The following is a 16508-nucleotide window of genomic DNA, read 5'->3' on the forward strand; positions in this document are numbered from 1 at the left end:
AAAAGGACTTATAAAAGATTGATTATAATAATATATGAAAAGCTATTATAATAATATATGAAAAGCTATTATAAAAGACATTAGTATTAAATAGTTTAAAAAAATGAAAAATAATAAAGGAAAAAAATATTTCTTAAAATTGTGATAGGGGTTGTTCTTGCTTGTATTTTATTTGTTTGTTTTCTTTATACGAACAATGAGATCGGCGTGACTTCATCTAAGCTGGAGGCAGATATTCGTTCGTCGCAGAAGATTAAGGATGATTGGACGGTCGATGGAAGCGTTTCCAGCACGATGGCTGCATATATTTCTTACCCTCAGGATTTGAGTGACCATTCTTTTTCCGTCTATGTCAATCGTCCAGGACTTTCCTTCGGATATTTTTTCCGTGGAGGTGGAACTCTTTCGGGGATTCAAAGAGGAATTGTGGAGTTTACTGTAGAGGGATATAATGAACGAGCATTTATTTCTATGAATCAACAGCAGGTGCAACAACTTGAAATAGATGATGGCAACACAATTCAAGTGGTTGATATTGACCGCAATAAACCTTTTGCGATTGTCTTGCCTATAAATGCGGGTAATATTACTTTTTATGATGTAAATAGAAATACTGTGGAATATTGGAATAATCCTCTTTGACAAATTCCAGTTGATATTGCACTTATTTTAGGAAATTTAATAACTGTTATATTTGATTATCAAATTCTTCGCAAACCCTTGAAAATACTAAGTTTGTAGCAAGTGAGCTTTCCCTTACTCTTTCCTTTGTGTTATATTCTCCCATTAGCTTTCATGAATCTTAATATGGGAAAAAATAAGGGAAAGAAAATTTCATAACACAGTATAACAATAACGACATGGTGAACTGATTGAAATGTTTTCGATATTTAACTCTATAACTGATTATTAAAAGAAAATAGAGATAAGATACGATGAGAACAATTTATGCATAATACAACATAAAACACGATAGTATTGATGTTTACACAAGTGTTGGATATATGCTTCGCATTGATTGCTGGGGAGCTGAAAAAGATTTAAAAACCACATATGGATCAGAATGTGCGCTTACTTCATTGGCTGTGGATGAGCCTTTGGAATATGCAAGATTATATCTTGAGGGTAATTTACAGATGTGGGTAGATGCAGAAGACTCACTAGAGTTATAATCCTTATCCATATAAATAATATGCAAATATATATCCCATCAATATAGCGAATATACTGAAATAAAAGTATCTTTATAATCAATTTTAACCAAAAGAATATGTTCTTAGAGGAGGTGTCTCCCGAAAGAACATATTCTTCTATTATGGGTAATTATAAATATAGAACATGCTTTTCTTGTGCTACAATTTCTTCACTATGAGTTACAACAATAACTGTTTTTCCCTGTTCACTTAACTCATGCAATATATTCATAACAATCTCACTATTTTTTTTGTCTAAGGAACCAGTTGGTTCGTCTGCTAATACAATCGAACATTTCTTTAGCATTAAACGAGCTAACGCAACTCTCTGCTGTTCGCCACCAGATAATTGATAGACTTTTTTGTTAATTACTTTCTGTAAACCAACTTTTTCAAGAGCTTCATTTATTGAAATATCCGTTCTACCTGATTTTTTTATTATTTCTAGATTTTCTTTTACTGTTTTGTTTTCCAAAAGGGCAAAATTTTGAAATAAAAATCCAACAACTTCTTTGAAATATTTCTGCTTTTTTCCTTTTTTTGCCACATCAAAACCATTCACAATAATAGAACCTTTGTCAGGAGTTTCAATACCTCCAATCATATTAAGTAAAGTACTTTTTCCGCATCCACTTTCGCCACTAATTACCAAAAAACGGCTATCTGGAATTTCCAAATGAAAATTTTTGAACAAAATTTTATCATTATATGCTTTGCATAGATTTTCAATTGTTATCATAAGCAACCTCCTTTTAATGATTTCGGTATGTTTGTTTTTTCAACAATTGTGATATTAAAGAAAATAATTGTAAATTCTATTAGTGCCATAAATGAACTAACAAGAATGCTAATTCCTACTTCAGTCTGTACCGATAATAAAGAATAGATAAGCATACCTACTAATATCACAAAATTTTCCACTACAATCATTTTAAGAAGTGTTTTGTGCCGTTCAAATAAACTATATCCAAAGATTTTCATCAAGGAAATTTTCATTGCATTTTCTCGGAACTCTAGTCTACTTACTGTAACAATAATCATAATATTTAAAAGCAATACAATCGTACAAAGAGAACTTAAAAATCCCACGAGTTTTATTAAAAATGTGTGATTATATAAATACTGTTCATGTACGTTTGTAATTACTAGCTGATAATTTCCAAGCATATCTTCATACTTTTTGCTGATATTTCTTAGCTGTTTTTCATCACATTGAAATAAAACTGCTCCTGCTTTATAGCTTTCAAGATACCCACCATTGACTGCTAAATCTTTGTTTGCCTGATAAATAATTATCGGATTTTTGCTTTTTTCGATACCATTTATTCTACTTGTATCTAAATAGGAAAAGTATTCTGTTTCGCTATACTCTATGTACTGAATATTTAATTGTTGTAAATTATCATGATTTAAAACATGGCTCAAGGAGTCATAGGCTAATTGCTTGTTTTTAGCAAAATATCTATTCTTTGGAATGAAAATAATCAAATCAGAAGATTCATTCTCTACTGCATTTATCTGCTTCGTAAAACCTTGTAACATATCTTTTGCATGATTATTTACATATATCACATCATTTTTATCATTTAAAATATTCAAGCATATTACAGGCTTTAATGTGTTATATTCATTCTTGTATAGTTTATTCCAAAAAGCTTCTTCTTTTTCAGCATTAAAATCAGTAGTCTTTACGGTAAAATAATTTGCATCATAATATTCTTCTAACAAATGTTCATTTGTAAATAGGTTATTATGAATACTACTAATATTAGTGGTAATTGTAAAAACAGCGGCTACCCCTGCTATAAATTTTAACGAATAAATTAAAAAATCCACTCCTCTTTTGTGTGTTGCATTTGCGAATGCCTTTCTAATATCAAAAAAGCAAAAAGAACAATATGGAATAGTGGAAAGAATAATTCCAATGGAATATAAATTGTGACGAGTCTATTCTCATATGCTCCCGATATATAATTTGACAGCAATATTTTTGCAACAATAAATAATGCAATGTCAAAAGTTACATCGAATAAAGCAGCCTTAAATGCTATGAAACCAGCACTTTCTCCTAAGGAAACTCGTACAACAACCTCTTTTTTTCGCCTAACCACTTCAATTACATTTAGAACAATCATCAATGCAATAATCATACCCCATATAATAAAAATCATGTCCTTTTCCGTAGAATTCCAATATTCTGGATAAGTTAAGCTATATTTTTCTGATAATTTCTGATATGCAGAGATAATATTGTCCTCATTTCCTATGTATGAGATAAAGTTTTCATAACCCACAGAGGTACTTTGCAATTCTGAGAGATTATGAAATTTTACTTTCGTAATTCCGGAAACTAAAGCGGTATATTCTGATTCTTCTATGTTTGCAGTATTTTTTAATGTTTGTCTGATTACTTTATCATCGCCATAAATATGAAGTGTTGAAAGGTATTTATTATTGATTTCATTGTACTGAGAAAAAATATGTACATCATTCTCCGTTGCAGTTTCTGATACATCTTTCAGAAACTGCGACATATCTTCACTAGCAACTTCATAGCGTGATGACGTAAAATATGCTGTAGAAAAGTTCCAAAGCTGATCTTGAAATATTTCAGATTGCATAAGTATTCCAAAAATCAGGAAACAAAACAAACATAAGTTTTTAATTGCTTTCATTTATTTCAACCCCAGATTCCATACTTTATTTGCTTTTTCAAATATCGTAGTCAATATTGTGCTATTTTCATCAACAATCCATTGATCTTCTTGATCTTCAGCTTTTTTGCTACTTGACAACATAATTTGAGTATTCAAATCCTTATAGTCATTAAATAGCACGCCTTGACTTATTCCTTGGTGAAATGGTTTTATCCAAATAATTAGTGCATATCGAACATCTGACTCAGCTATCGCAAGATTTCCATTCCAAAGCAAATAATCAGGGACAGACACACTATACTGGAATCCATCTTTATCTGTGTAAATTTTTACTCCAGATTCTTCTATTTCAGGGAAGTCTTTCTGAAATTCGTTATATGGTTTATAACTCCCGAAGTACCAAAATAAATTATAGCAACAGAACAAAATAACCAAAACAATTCCTATATATTTTATTTTTTTCTTCATTTATATACACTCCACAAAAAAGAGTGGTTGGAATGCCAACCACTCAGCCATTATCCCGAACCTTTGTTTAGTAGCTATTACCGTAGGTAATACTATTTCCTTTATGAGCAACCTCAATTTTAGACCAATTACCTTTACCAACATTTGAACCCGAAAAAGAACCATTTCCATTCTTGACATATGCGTAATGATCTTTAGTTGAATGATATGCGTGTGCATAATCTTCATTAATAGCAAGAGTATTATAACCATAAGTCAAAACACCTTTTCCGCCATCAGATGTAGTGCTCAATTCCCACTTTTTATCAAATGTCTTATTCCCGTTTGTAACAGAAAATGCCATTACTGGAATTGATGAAGAAATTAACATTGCACTAATAGCTACCCCTACAATCACTTTCTTTGCTCTCATAAGTTTTACCTCCTTTGATCTGCTGTATTTCTATTTATATTTTATCAAATATTTTATATCCAGTCAATCAGTATCTTGACTTATATAGCGTCGAATTGTAAGATATATTCCTTGTAAAATTAACCAAAAGAACAACAGATTTATTGATAATGCTTTTTTAATTACTTCTCCAAAATAAATGATGACAGCCGCACTTGTCAGTATCATCAGTAGGGTAATAACATCCCAACAGTTTTTCTTATATAATTCTATAACCTTTATTTCTATCAGTATTGCCAGTATCCCTGTCCCTGCCACACATATTCCAACAACCAATATCATCAATAACCAATATATGATTCCGGCTATAATCTCATTTGGAATTTTTGTGCTGATTTGTGCCACAGATTGCCCGGCATCAATCGTCCAACCGATAAAAGTTTGTATGAATGATGCTGCATCATGGAAGAATGATTTGCAATCGGAAAGGAACACATCTGACTGTACTGCCTGAAAAAGAGTGGTTGTCAGCGAATACCATGCAAGAAGGAACAAGGTTGTTTGGAACATTACCGTTTTTGCTTTATATTGTCCTGCAAGTTGCTCTTTTTGTGTTTCGTATCTTGCTTTTGCATTCTGATAGGCTGTCCGGTCACAGGCTTCGCATTTTTTATAGAGTACCGGCTTTTCTACCGGTATCTCTACGATTTTCTGATGTGTCCGGGCATAATCCCGTTGTTGTGTTAAGCATCGTATTTTATCTTGACATTCCTCTATCGTGACGTTTGCGCTTCGCAGCTTCTCTTTCTCGCTCCGCAATGCTCTGTCTGCCAGCTTCAAGTCGTTCTTTAATGCTTGAATATTCCCGGCTCTGTTCTCTTTGTTTAATTTCTCGTTCAAGGTCAGAGATTCGTTGAGCTGCGTCTTCAGTTCCACGATAAGCTGGTCTTTCTGTTCCAACTCTTCTTGTATCTCCTCGGTCAAGAGCAGAAGTTCTTCCAACTGTTCGGCGTTCTTTAATTCTCTGGATTCGTTCATCTATATCACGTCCTTTCTCTACCTGCTGTTCCAGTTCAGCAATTCGGTGTTCTGTTTCAGTAATAAACTGTTTTCGCTGTTCAGCTTCTGTGCCAATATCTGCCATTGCTGATTTTCGTTTTCCAAAAGTTCTATCTTCGTTTTCTGTTCTTCCATCTTGGAAAGTAGTTCCTCGGTATTTGGCAAAATGTTGAGCAGCTCGGATAACTCGCTGTTTAATTTTTGCAATTTCTGATTCTGTTCCTGCATAAGAGAGAGTTGGGTGTCCCGGTTCTGCATTTCCAGAAGCATTTCTGCCATTAAGGTCTGCTGTTCTTCGATTTGCCCAATCATGGACTCCATTAAGGGTATAATTTCCCGGCTTTCTTCTAATGTCATTTAATCGCTCCTTCCATAATGATAATGCACCTGATACTTTCCCAAAGGTGTCCAGTATCTTTTGCAATAACGTGTTTTGTTGTTTTATGATTTGATTTTCCGCTACTTTCCACGAACCTTTTATTTCCTGCCCGGCAAGAAACTTTTGTTCAATCTTTCTTGCGTCAGCACCTTCATGGATGGTAGGAATCTGGAGTTTTCCCTGCTTTTCGTAAGAACGGTGATCGACCTGATTATGCAAAGGCAGATGTTCATTACACACCTTTGCCCACTCGCTCCGCCACAGTTCACAGTTTTTTGGATTGTTCCATCCCGTAGCATCGGTCAGTACCCGTTTCCATTGCAGGCGGTTTCTTGCACCAATCTTCTGGATTCCGTTTTCATCTAATACAGGGATACGGATTCCATGACGGTCAGGGTTTTTCTTATCCTGCCACCAGTTCGGATGGGATTCATCAATCACGATATTTCCGCTTTTATCTCTGACAAAATCCCAATCTTTGACTTCTTTCTTCCCCCAAGAATGATCCGGGTTAAAAGGGCGCATTGTCAGAAGCAGATGGACATGAGGATTGCCATCCCCTTTGTCGTGGATACTCCAATCAGCACACATTCCCTTATCCACAAATGTTTTTTTGATATAGTCGGCTGTATATTGAATCTGTTCCTGTCTGCTCCATTCTTTGGGGAGGGCAAATTCAAATGACCTGCCAAGTTGGGCATCTGCACTTTTTTCAATCTTCAATACCTCATTCCATAACCGTTGTTTCTGAAATGTGATTTTAAATTTTTCTAAAGCAGCTTCTTTATCTTCTGACCTTTTGTATCGGACAGATTTTTGAAAGCGTTTTATATTTTCTTCTGGTACTATCTGCCATTCAGGAGGTGCGTTTTCGCACATCATCAGACTGGTGTAGACCACTTCTTTTTTAGAAGTGTAATAACTGATTCGCCCGGTTTCCTCGTTTTTCATCACATCCCCATTGAGATATGCGGAAGCGGAGATAACAGATTTCCCTTTACTTCGTCCGACTATTTTGATTGTGTAATGAAAAATCGCCATGTCTGGATTCCCCCTTTCTGCACATCCGGCATAGATTTCCGGCAACATTGCTTTCAGTTTTAGAAAAAGCAGTATTGCCGGAACGCCCTCTGCGTAAGAGTGCCCTGCGCATAGCAGCCTGCATGGAATGCGCCCCTCTGGCGAAGAGTGCCTCCTGCGGCATGAGCAGGTCTGGCTGAAAGCCCCGCCGACGGAACGAGCCCGGCAAGCGTGAGCGAAGACCGGTTGCCACTTGTGGCAAACTTATTGGGACGACCTCTGGTTGTCCATAAGTGCGCCCTTCATGAAAAAGCAATGAAGGGAATGAAAAACTCATCCCCCCCCGCCCATTACACTTCCTCCATATCGGTATGTGTTTCTTTCTGCATTGCCTTTGAAAAAAATTTCCCATTGGCTTCCTGCTTTTTCAGAAAACCAATCAGCTTTGGGATGTCCTCTTCCTCGATAGGCGCACCGAGAACGGATTCCACCGCACCGCCAACCTGACAGAGCCTATGGGTTCGTTTTTTACTTTCTTCGGCTTTCTTTCGTTTCAGAAGTTCTTTCTTCTGTGCTGCATATCGTTTTGCTTTTTCAAGGCTTTCCTGTTCCTTCTTTTCCATTTCAAGCATTCGTTCTTCATAACTTTTTGTTGATTTTGCCATGATTACATTCCCCTTTCTTTTACAAACATAAGTTCTCGGTTGCGTATCAGAAGAAGCACATGGTATAATCTTCTTGCGTGTAGGTATATCATGGCTTCGGTCTGATAGAACCTTTGGCGGTTTCTTTGGAAGCCGCCTTTTTAATTTGCCGCAGTTCTTGTTACGGCTTTTACATTTCCTCTATCCCTCAAATCACGACCTCATTCGCTTCCATAAACATTTCCAGAATATCGGTTTTAATCAGGACTTTGCGACCAACCTTTAATACTGGAAGTTTCTTCCATTCTACAAGCTGTCTTAAGGTGTTTCTGCCGATTCCCGTATAGTCAGCAGCTTCTTCGATGGATAATGCAATTTTTCTTTGCGTCATATAATCACCTCCTTATAAATTGCATTATGCAATTCTTGTGATGTAAGTATATCCTTTTCATATCTTTTTGTCAAGCGTTACGAAATATTAAAAATAATTTTTAAGTTGCATATTGCAATTACAGAAAAACAATGCTATAATTCATACATACCGAAAAAGGAGGCAGTCAGCATGAAAGATAAAGAACTACGCAAGCTGATAGGCAGCAGAGTAAAACAGCGCCGTCTGGAATTGAATCTGACACAGCCTTATGTCGCAGAAAAGATGGGTGTTACCGCTTCTACAATCCTGCGTTATGAGAATGGTTCGATTGACAATACGAAAAAAATGGTGCTGGAAGGTCTTTCGGAAGCACTCCATGTATCTGTGGAATGGCTCAAAGGGGAAACAGATGAATATGAAACCGACATTACGGATAAGAGAGAGTTACAGATTCGTGATGCGATGGGAGATATTCTGGAACAGTTACCGCTTGCCCTTACCAAAGAAGAAGATGCTTTTTCAAAAGATTTATTACTGCTGATGTTAAAACAATATGGTCTGTTTTTGGATTCCTTCCAGTTCGCCTGCAAAAACTTCAAGGGGAATGCTGGTCAGACGGATATTGCCAAAACAATAGGGTTTGAATCGAATGATGAATATAATGAGATTATGTTCTTAAGGGAAATCACTCACACCATCAATGCTTTTAATGAGATGGCAGACGTTGTAAGGCTCTATTCCAAGAAACCAAAAACAGCAGAACAAAGGCTTGCAAATCTTTTATCAGAAGTCTTATACGAAGATTCCGAATCGGTATAGTAAGACAACCGGAGTTATGATATACTTACACGCACGAAGCATTTCATCAGTTCCGATTGTCTAATATCGAAAGGAGACATACGATTATGGCAAAAGGATCTGTAAGAAAAAAAGGAAAGAAATGGTACTACCGCTTCTATGTAGAGGACGCAAGCGGCAATCTTGTTCAGAAAGAATGCGTTGGAACAGAAAGCAAAAGTGAAACTGAAAAGCTGCTCCGTCAGGCAATGGATGATTATGAGAAAAAGAAATTTGTTGCCAAAGCGGAAAATCTCACAGTCGGACAGCTTTTGGATGTGTGGGCAGAGGAGGAATTAAAAACAGGTACGCTCAGCAATGGTACGGTGGAGAATTACCTCGGAACAATCCGAAATATCAAGAAACACCCATTGGCAGAACGGAAACTGAAAAATGTAACCTCTGAACATTTGCAATCCTTCTTCGATTTGCTTTCCTTCGGGGGAGTTCATCCCGACGGAAAAGAGAGAAAGGGTTACAGCAAAGATTATATCCATTCTTTTTCCGCAGTCATGCAGCAGTCCTTCCGTTTTGCAGTATTTCCAAAGCAGTATATTACGTTCAATCCCATGCAGTATATTAAACTGCGGTATCAGACGGATGAAGTGGATTTGTTTTCCGATGAGGATATGGACGGAAATGTCCAACCAATTTCACGAGAAGATTATGAAAGATTGCTTGCTTATCTGCAAAAAAAGAACCCAGCCGCAATACTTCCAATCCAGATAGCCTATTATGCCGGGCTTCGTATTGGAGAAGCCTGCGGTTTGGCATGGCAGGACGTAAATCTGGAAGAACAATGCCTTACCATAAGACGCAGCATCCGATATGATGGCTCAAAGCGCAAATATATCATCGGACCAACCAAGCGGAAAAAAGTAAGGGTTGTTGATTTTGGAGATACACTGGTAGAGATTTTCCGTAATGCCCGGAAAGAGCAGTTAAAAAATCGAATGCAGTACGGAGAACTTTATCACACGAACTACTACAAAGAGGTCAAAGAGAAAAACAGAGTGTACTACGAATATTATTGTTTAGACAGAACAGAGGAAGTCCCGACAGATTATAAAGAAATTTCTTTCGTCTGTTTAAGACCGGATGGTTGTTTGGAACTTCCAACTACTTTGGGGACTGTTTGCAGAAAGGTGGCAAAAACATTAGAGGGATTTGAAGGCTTTCATTTCCACCAGTTACGTCACACCTATACAAGCAACCTTTTAGCAAATGGAGCTGCCCCAAAAGATGTGCAGGAATTGTTGGGACACTCAGATGTCAGTACCACAATGAACGTCTATGCTCACTCCACAAGAGATGCGAAACGAAAATCAGTTCGGCTTCTTGATAAAGTGGTGGGCAATGACTAAAAAATTTCCCTTATTTCCCTTGTGATTATCTCATAAGGGCAAAAATAAGGGAAACTACATATCATTTCACTAATGGACAGGCGGGAAAGCCTATAAAATGGGGAAAGTTAGAGGAATAATTATATAAATTCCAGTTTGTCGTGCTAAAAATTCAACTGAATAATCCCAGCAAAAACCGCTGCTACATGGAAGCCAACAAACCATGCAACAGCGGTTTTTCTTTATCGTTTTTTCCTCTGGCTGATAGGCGTTCCCATTTTCTTTGATTTTTTGAGAATCCGAATCAGCCAGCGAAATTCTTCATCTGACAGATTTTTATAGTTGATACCAAGCTGCTTACAGTAAAGGACAACCAGCTTTTCATCACGGCTGCCCTTGAAATTTTCAACCGCTTCCAGATTTTCTTTCAGTTCATCGGCAACGGTGGTCTGAGGTGCACTCTCGCTGTCCTTTTTATGGGCTTCCCGAATATCCCGGATAATCAGGTTGAGGTCATCCCGTACCATGTGACTGAAATATTCATCATCACTGATATGGGCGGCTTGCAACACTTTCAAATGGGGGTCATCTTCGCCGGGGCGATACCGTTCAATGATTTCATGCCGGACGGTATCGACAAGGGCGTTGAGGTTTTGAATCTGCATGGTGGCAATCCCATCCACATAAATCTCAATGTCCGCAAGAAACTTGATAAAGTCCTTATGGGTGGCAAGTTCGCACAGCAGACGGTTGTTAATCCGACCGCTTTTCAGAAGTGCTACCATCTCATCACTCAAATGCAGCTCCCTTAATGGCGTGTTGATCTCCGCCCGGTTCTCTGTCCGGCAAAAGAGATAATCGAGGGACACCCCATAAAAATCTGCCAGCAGGATAAGGTTGCCATGATTGATTTCCTTATAGTCGTCTTTTTCATAACTGCCAAGAGCCGATTTTGAAATACCCGTTTGCTCAGCCAGTTCTTCCAGTTTTATCCTTTGTTTAATCGTAAATCTTTTAGCCGTTCCTGTATTGTAGTAGCTCCGTTCATTGAAGCAGTTCCCCCTTTCTAACGACATTTATAACCGTTGAATTGATTATACCATATCAATTCCGCAATCGTGGAAATTTCTGATTTTTACCCCGAATTCCTACTTTGTGGACATACGGCACAGGGCACAAAAATGTTCTATGATACAGGTAGTTCATCGATGGATTATTCCAATCGAATGACCAGCCTGTGTGGGATATGCTTCCCCGGCGATGTAGCGTCATGACTTTTGGCAGGGATATGGAGGAACCCTGACCAAAACGAGCGTACCAAAGGGAGCGATACGCCGCTGTGAGATTCAGGGGAGGAACGACACCGGGGAGAACTGGCGAACTGACACCGAAATGATACCGAAACACAACAATCTGATAGGGGGACAGTCTACCCTATCGCTGATACTTCGGGAGATTTTAAGCGGCTCTATGGCTGTAATTTTACCGAAAATCGCCCCGAAACCATACACTAAAACGGGAGGAAGCGCAATATGCCGAGAATGAGCAAAAAGAGGAAGTATGAGCTTTCCTTTTACCTCAATGACCGGGGGCGTGTCACTTACAACGAATTATGCCGGAAATGCCAGCATGGGTGCAAGCAGAGCTTCCGGGCGGTTGTGATTGACTGCCCCTGTTATTTATCCAAACGAGCAAAGAAAAAGGAGGAACACACAGAATGAATTTTGAATTTATGACGATAGACACACCATTGCCGCCCTGTATGCCTTTTCCCAGAGCGTTGACAGGATTTCCAGTCAGCAGCACCGCAAAGGTCATGTACTGCCGGATGCTGGACGCTATGCTCTCCAAAGGGCAGGAGGACGAGAACGGAATCCTCTTTGTCTGCTTCCCTGTCACAGCCATTGCCGCAGTCCTGTCCCGCAGCTCCATGACGGTCAAGCGTTCTCTGAATGAACTGGAAACTGCCGGACTTATCATGCGGGTGCGTCAGGGCATTGGAGAACCAAACAGGATTTATGTGCTGATACCGGGAAAGGAGGACGCTGCCCTTGCCTGATACATCAAAGCTGGAAAAACTCAATCGGGAGTTGGAAAAAAGCGAAAAGAAACTGCGGAAAGCCATCAATGATGAAAAGGCATTGCAGCATCAGCTGAAGCAGCTTACCCGAAAAGAACGAACGCACCGGCTCTGTACACGTGGCGGTATGCTGGAAAGTTTTCTGCAAGAACCGGAACGCCTGACAGATGATGATGTCATGCTGTTGTTGAAACTCATTTTTCACAGACAGGACACGCAGGAACTATTGAAAAAACTGCTGGAACGGGAGATGCCGGAACCCCCTTAGTTTACTAAGGGCGCAATTATACACCACCCAGAGGTTGGTGCATTGCGTTCTCCGAAGGCTCCTCGCCGGAGAGCTGTGATTTTCCGCAGTCATGGTCTGCTCCAAATCAAACAGGGGACGCTACACTTCCCCTGCGCTGGCTGCAGCCAGCTACCCTTTTGTGGACTTGCCTGTTGGGGACACCTTGCGGTGCAAGCTGTTCCCAGCCGACAAGTTTCATAAAATATGCTATCTTTTCGATAATCGATGAAGTATAATAAAGTCAGAAATAAATCAGGAATTTGAGGTCAAGGCTTAAACGTGAGGTTTATATGAAAAAATACCAATGTCCTTGCTGCGGATATTTTACCTATAATGTTCCGGCAAATGAAGATTGTGGGTATATTTGCCCCGTTTGTTTTTGGGAGAATGACCCGTTCATTGCTTCTGATAACGAACCAAGCGACTCTAATCATGGAATAACGCTAAAAGAAGCGAAATCCAATTTCTCAAAATTTGGTGCTTGTGAAAAAGAAATGTTATGTTATGTCCGACCACCAAGAGATGATGAAAAAGAAATTTCATAGCGACAACTTCCAACTTGTAGAACTGAAAAATTAGAAGTTGTAAAGGAGTGTGATAAAATGGAAACACTTTTTGACCAATACAAAGAACTGAATATAAATGGCTCTTTGATTTGTCTTGAACAAGTTGAAGATATTTATTCTTACTTCTGCTATCCGACCAATGCAAAGGCAATAGGTTTTGAAGGAAGTATTATGTATTGCTTTATTGAGCCGTATGGGGAAATGGTTTTTGCCTGCAATCCTGATACTTGTGCAGATGTTTTTGTTTATCCACTGGCAAGAACCTTTGAGGATTTTATGAGACTTATTCTTGCTTGTGGTTCTACTAATCCTATTGAGCAGATTATTTGGATGGACAAAGACAAATTTGAAAAACACCTCAAAGAGGAAGAAGCAATCCGCACAGAGGAACAGAAAGCGACATTAAGTTATCTTGAAACAGAATTAGAAATTTCCCCTATTGATAACCCTTATGACTATGTAAAAGAACTGCAATCTCGCTTTGACAATAGTGGCATTGAGTATAGTGATGAATACTATGATGTTTTGGGGATTGATAGAAAATAACAACAAATAAATTCCAGTTCGTCAGCTTCACATCGGGTCAACTTGTCCCGAACTTTTACAACTAAATACCCGCCGCCCACACAGCGGCACACCGAGCAGGAAATCTGAAAGAAAGGTTTCCTGCTTTTTTTCTGCCCAAAATGAGGTGGTAAAACGCCACCCCGTCCACCAATTAGCGAAAGGAGGGACACGAAATGCCCTGTCCACACAACGAAATCACGATTGTTCAGCGCAGTCAGCGGCAGTCTGCGGTTGCCGCCGCTGCTTACCAGAGTGGCGAAAAACTGTTCTGTGAATATGACCAGCAAGTGAAGCACTACCCGGAAAAGCGTGGTATCGTCCACAATGAAATCCTGCTCCCACCTAATGCCCCACAGGAATATGCAGACCGCAATACTTTGTGGAACGCCGCCGAAGCGGTGGAAAAACAATGGAACTCCCAGCTTGCAAGGCGGTGGGTGCTTACCATCCCCAGAGAGATACCGCCCGACCAGTATGCTGTCCTTGTCCGGGAGTTTTGCCAGAAGCAGTTTGTTTCCAAAGGCATGATTGCTGACTTTGCCATCCATGACCCCCATCCGCCGGGACACAATCCCCACGCCCATGTCATGCTCACTATGAGGGCAATGGACGAACATGGAAAATGGCTTCCCAAGAGCCGCAAGGTTTATGACCTTGACGAAAACGGGGAACGGATAAAACTTCCGTCCGGCAGATGGAAAAGCCACAAGGAGGATACGGTGGATTGGAACGACCAGAAGTATTGCGAAATCTGGCGGCATGAATGGGAGGTCATCCAGAACCGCTATCTGGAAGCCAATGACCGTCCGGAGCGTGTGGACTTGCGTTCCTATGCCAGACAGGGGCTTGATATTGTCCCCACTGTCCATGAGGGGGCTGCTGTCCGGCAGATGGAAAAGCGTGGTATCCAGACGAATATCGGAAACCTGAACCGGGAAATCAGAGCCGCCAACAGTCTGATGAAGTCCATCCGGCAGCTTATCCAAAACCTCAAAGGCTGGATTACCGAGCTGGGAGAAAAACGGAAAGAGCTGCTTGCACAAAAGGCGGCGGAGGAAGCGACACTTCTTCCCAATCTGCTGATGAAGTACATGGAGATACGAAAGGAAGAACGGAAGGACTGGACAAGGGCTGGACAGAACCGGGGGACTTCACAGGACTTAAAGGCAGTCAGCGAAGCCCTGTCCTATCTTCGGCAAAAGGGGCTTTCCACTGTGGAGGACTTAGAAGCATTTCTGGAATCTTCCGGGAAATCAGCCGCAGATTACCGCAATCAGATGAAGCCAAAGGAAGCCCGCAGCAAAGTGATTGACGGGATTCTTGCCAGCCAGACAGCCTGCAAGGAATGTAAGCCTGTCTATGAGAAGTACCAGAAGATATTTTTTAAGAAAACAAAGGAGAAATTCAAACAGGAACACCCGGAGGTTGCCCGGTATGCGAAAGCCGCCGCCTACCTTGCCAAGCACCCAGACGATAAGGACAGTACCCAAAAGGAGCTGCAAGAGGAGCAGGAAAAACTTCTGGAAGAAATCGCAGAGCTGAAAGTACCACTGACCGAGGTACAGGAGGATTTGAAGAAGCTGCGGGACATCCGCTACTGGGTACGGAAAGCCACCCCCGGCACAGAAGAAAGCAAAGAGCCGCCCAAGAAGCAGCCCATCAAAGAAGTCTTGCTGGATAAGGCAGACGAGAAAAAAGCACAAAGAACTGCCCCGGCGCAGACAAAACACAAACAACAGGATATGGAACTTTAACAGGCACTTGCCATTTTCAATCAGAGAATGTCAGGTGCTTTTTTGTTTTCAAGGAGGGATAGATTTGAATGTATTTGAAGCTGTGAAGCAGTCCGTCACAACAAGACAGGCTGCGGAGCATTATGGAATCCATGTAGGTCGGAACGGGATGGCTTGCTGCCCGTTCCATCACGATAAAACCCCAAGTATGAAGCTGGATCGGCGTTACCACTGCTTCGGCTGCGGTGCTGATGGGGATGTGATTGATTTTACCGCCGCCCTGTATGGGCTGGGAAAGAAAGAAGCCGCCGTACAACTGGCACAGGACTTCGGGCTTTCCTATGAGGACTGGAAACCGCCGGGAAAGGCAAAAAAGCCCAAGCCCCGGCAGAAATCCCCGGAGGAACAGTTTCAGGAAGCAAAGAGCCGCTGCTTCCGTATTCTTGCCGACTATCTCCACCTGCTCCGGGCATGGAGAAAGGAATATGCCCCGCACTCCCCGGAGGAATCCTTTCATCCCCGGTTTGTGGAAGCCTTACAGAAGCAAGACCAAGTGGAATATCTGCTGGATGTGCTGCTCTTTGGGGAAACGGAGGAAAAAGCGGCTTTGATTACGGACTACGGAAAGGATGTGATACAGCTTGAACAGCGAATGGCAGAGCTTGCAGCCGCAGACGCAGCAAGAACTAAAAAACACCATGAACGCCATGCAGCCACCCCAGAGCATTGAGGAAATCAAGGCGGGACTGGAAACTACCGAGAAAGGCGGTGTCCGTCAGAGCATACGGAACTGCCTGACCGTATTCCAGCGTGACCCGCTGCTTTCCGGGGCTATCGCATACAACATCCTGACTGACCGCAAGGACATCATAAAGCCCATCGGCTTCCACAGGGAAAGCACCGCCCTGA

19 protein-coding genes and 3 pseudogenes are annotated in these 16508 nt (G+C 40.7%); 12 read left to right on the forward strand and 10 right to left on the reverse strand.

Annotated features, from left to right (window positions below; genetic code table 11):
* The first annotated feature begins 207 nt into the window (after positions 1 to 207).
* Together DW965_RS17140 and DW965_RS17145 are read left to right on the forward strand one after the other, a co-directional pair.
* The gene (locus tag DW965_RS17140) at positions 208 to 642 is read left to right on the forward strand and encodes a hypothetical protein (RefSeq protein WP_233509629.1); all 435 of its coding nucleotides are present in this window, start codon (positions 208 to 210) and stop codon (positions 640 to 642) included.
* Between the two features lie 320 nt (positions 643 to 962).
* Positions 963 to 1172: a DUF6061 family protein gene (locus tag DW965_RS17145; RefSeq protein WP_243036675.1), complete on the forward strand. Its 210-nt coding sequence runs from the start codon at positions 963 to 965 to the stop codon at positions 1170 to 1172.
* A 151-nt stretch (positions 1173 to 1323) separates the two neighbouring features.
* Here DW965_RS17145 and DW965_RS17150 read toward each other — a convergent pair whose 3' ends face one another.
* The 9 genes and pseudogenes from DW965_RS17150 to DW965_RS17190 all read right to left on the reverse strand — a co-directional run bounded on the left by DW965_RS17150 (position 1324) and on the right by DW965_RS17190 (position 8202).
* On the reverse strand, positions 1324 to 1932 hold the full coding sequence (locus tag DW965_RS17150) for an ATP-binding cassette domain-containing protein (protein WP_005608342.1): 609 nt from the start codon (positions 1930 to 1932) through the stop codon (positions 1324 to 1326).
* On the reverse strand, positions 1929 to 3029 hold the full coding sequence (locus tag DW965_RS20220; protein ID WP_243036673.1) for a DUF1430 domain-containing protein: 1101 nt from the start codon (positions 3027 to 3029) through the stop codon (positions 1929 to 1931). The genes DW965_RS17150 and DW965_RS20220 overlap by 4 nt, the downstream gene beginning before the upstream one ends.
* The gene (locus DW965_RS20225; protein WP_243036674.1) at positions 3017 to 3868 is read right to left on the reverse strand and encodes a hypothetical protein; all 852 of its coding nucleotides are present in this window, start codon (positions 3866 to 3868) and stop codon (positions 3017 to 3019) included. Before DW965_RS20225 ends, DW965_RS20220 begins: the two co-directional genes overlap by 13 nt.
* Complete coding sequence (locus DW965_RS17160) at positions 3869 to 4318, reverse strand: hypothetical protein (RefSeq protein ID WP_004843525.1); 450 nt, start codon at positions 4316 to 4318, stop codon at positions 3869 to 3871. It lies immediately after the preceding gene.
* A gap of 67 nt (positions 4319 to 4385) precedes the next feature.
* Positions 4386 to 4730, reverse strand: a complete 345-nt coding sequence (gene mdcF / locus DW965_RS17165; protein WP_005608346.1) for a broad-spectrum bacteriocin mediterrocin MdcF — start codon at positions 4728 to 4730, stop codon at positions 4386 to 4388.
* Positions 4731 to 4793: 63 nt separating this feature from the next.
* The gene (locus tag DW965_RS17170) at positions 4794 to 5528 is read right to left on the reverse strand and encodes a DUF6040 family protein (RefSeq protein WP_005608347.1); all 735 of its coding nucleotides are present in this window, start codon (positions 5526 to 5528) and stop codon (positions 4794 to 4796) included.
* On the reverse strand, positions 5467 to 7188 hold the full coding sequence (locus DW965_RS17175; RefSeq protein ID WP_040893156.1) for a MobA/MobL family protein: 1722 nt from the start codon (positions 7186 to 7188) through the stop codon (positions 5467 to 5469). Before DW965_RS17175 ends, DW965_RS17170 begins: the two co-directional genes overlap by 62 nt.
* 329 nt (positions 7189 to 7517) lie before the next feature.
* Positions 7518 to 7832, reverse strand: coding sequence for a hypothetical protein (locus DW965_RS17185; RefSeq protein ID WP_005608351.1), 315 nt, complete (start codon positions 7830 to 7832; stop codon positions 7518 to 7520).
* Between the two features lie 140 nt (positions 7833 to 7972).
* A pseudogene (locus DW965_RS17190) lies at positions 7973 to 8202 on the reverse strand (helix-turn-helix domain-containing protein).
* A gap of 171 nt (positions 8203 to 8373) precedes the next feature.
* Between DW965_RS17190 and DW965_RS17195 the strand changes: the two are divergent.
* Together DW965_RS17195 and DW965_RS17200 are read left to right on the forward strand one after the other, a co-directional pair.
* Positions 8374 to 9003, forward strand: a complete 630-nt coding sequence (locus tag DW965_RS17195; protein ID WP_005608353.1) for a helix-turn-helix domain-containing protein — start codon at positions 8374 to 8376, stop codon at positions 9001 to 9003.
* A gap of 86 nt (positions 9004 to 9089) precedes the next feature.
* Complete coding sequence (locus DW965_RS17200) at positions 9090 to 10385, forward strand: tyrosine-type recombinase/integrase (protein ID WP_005608354.1); 1296 nt, start codon at positions 9090 to 9092, stop codon at positions 10383 to 10385.
* Positions 10386 to 10606: 221 nt separating this feature from the next.
* On the opposite strand, the pseudogene DW965_RS17205 reads toward DW965_RS17200, so the two are convergent.
* Positions 10607 to 11412 (reverse strand): annotated as a pseudogene (locus DW965_RS17205) (helix-turn-helix domain-containing protein).
* 484 nt (positions 11413 to 11896) lie between these two features.
* Between DW965_RS17205 and DW965_RS17210 the strand changes: the two are divergent.
* From DW965_RS17210 to DW965_RS17250, 8 genes and pseudogenes are all read left to right on the forward strand, one after another.
* Positions 11897 to 12085 carry a hypothetical protein gene (locus tag DW965_RS17210; RefSeq protein ID WP_005927683.1) on the forward strand — a complete coding sequence of 63 codons (189 nt, stop codon included), beginning with the start codon at positions 11897 to 11899 and terminating at the stop codon, positions 12083 to 12085.
* Positions 12082 to 12423 carry a DeoR family transcriptional regulator gene (locus DW965_RS17215; RefSeq protein WP_005927681.1) on the forward strand — a complete coding sequence of 114 codons (342 nt, stop codon included), beginning with the start codon at positions 12082 to 12084 and terminating at the stop codon, positions 12421 to 12423. The genes DW965_RS17210 and DW965_RS17215 overlap by 4 nt, the downstream gene beginning before the upstream one ends.
* A complete protein-coding gene (locus DW965_RS17220; protein ID WP_005927679.1) occupies positions 12416 to 12712 on the forward strand; it encodes a DUF3847 domain-containing protein in 297 nt (98 codons plus the stop codon). Before DW965_RS17215 ends, DW965_RS17220 begins: the two co-directional genes overlap by 8 nt.
* Before the next feature lie 311 nt (positions 12713 to 13023).
* Positions 13024 to 13278: a CPCC family cysteine-rich protein gene (locus DW965_RS17225; protein WP_006575072.1), complete on the forward strand. Its 255-nt coding sequence runs from the start codon at positions 13024 to 13026 to the stop codon at positions 13276 to 13278.
* 57 nt (positions 13279 to 13335) lie between these two features.
* Complete coding sequence (locus DW965_RS17230) at positions 13336 to 13845, forward strand: hypothetical protein (RefSeq protein ID WP_006873177.1); 510 nt, start codon at positions 13336 to 13338, stop codon at positions 13843 to 13845.
* A gap of 194 nt (positions 13846 to 14039) precedes the next feature.
* Positions 14040 to 15620, forward strand: coding sequence for a MobQ family relaxase (gene mobQ, locus DW965_RS17240; protein ID WP_119198633.1), 1581 nt, complete (start codon positions 14040 to 14042; stop codon positions 15618 to 15620).
* Positions 15621 to 15684: 64 nt separating this feature from the next.
* Entirely contained in the window at positions 15685 to 16329 is a 645-nt protein-coding gene (locus tag DW965_RS17245) for a CHC2 zinc finger domain-containing protein (protein WP_025579842.1), read from the forward strand.
* Positions 16298 to 16508: pseudogene (locus DW965_RS17250) on the forward strand (hypothetical protein); the annotation flags it as partial. The gene DW965_RS17245 and the pseudogene DW965_RS17250, both read left to right, overlap by 32 nt.

The sequence above is a fragment of the Blautia sp. AM47-4 genome (assembly GCF_003479865.1).
Classification (GTDB): Bacteria; Bacillota; Clostridia; order Lachnospirales; family Lachnospiraceae; genus Fusicatenibacter; species Fusicatenibacter saccharivorans.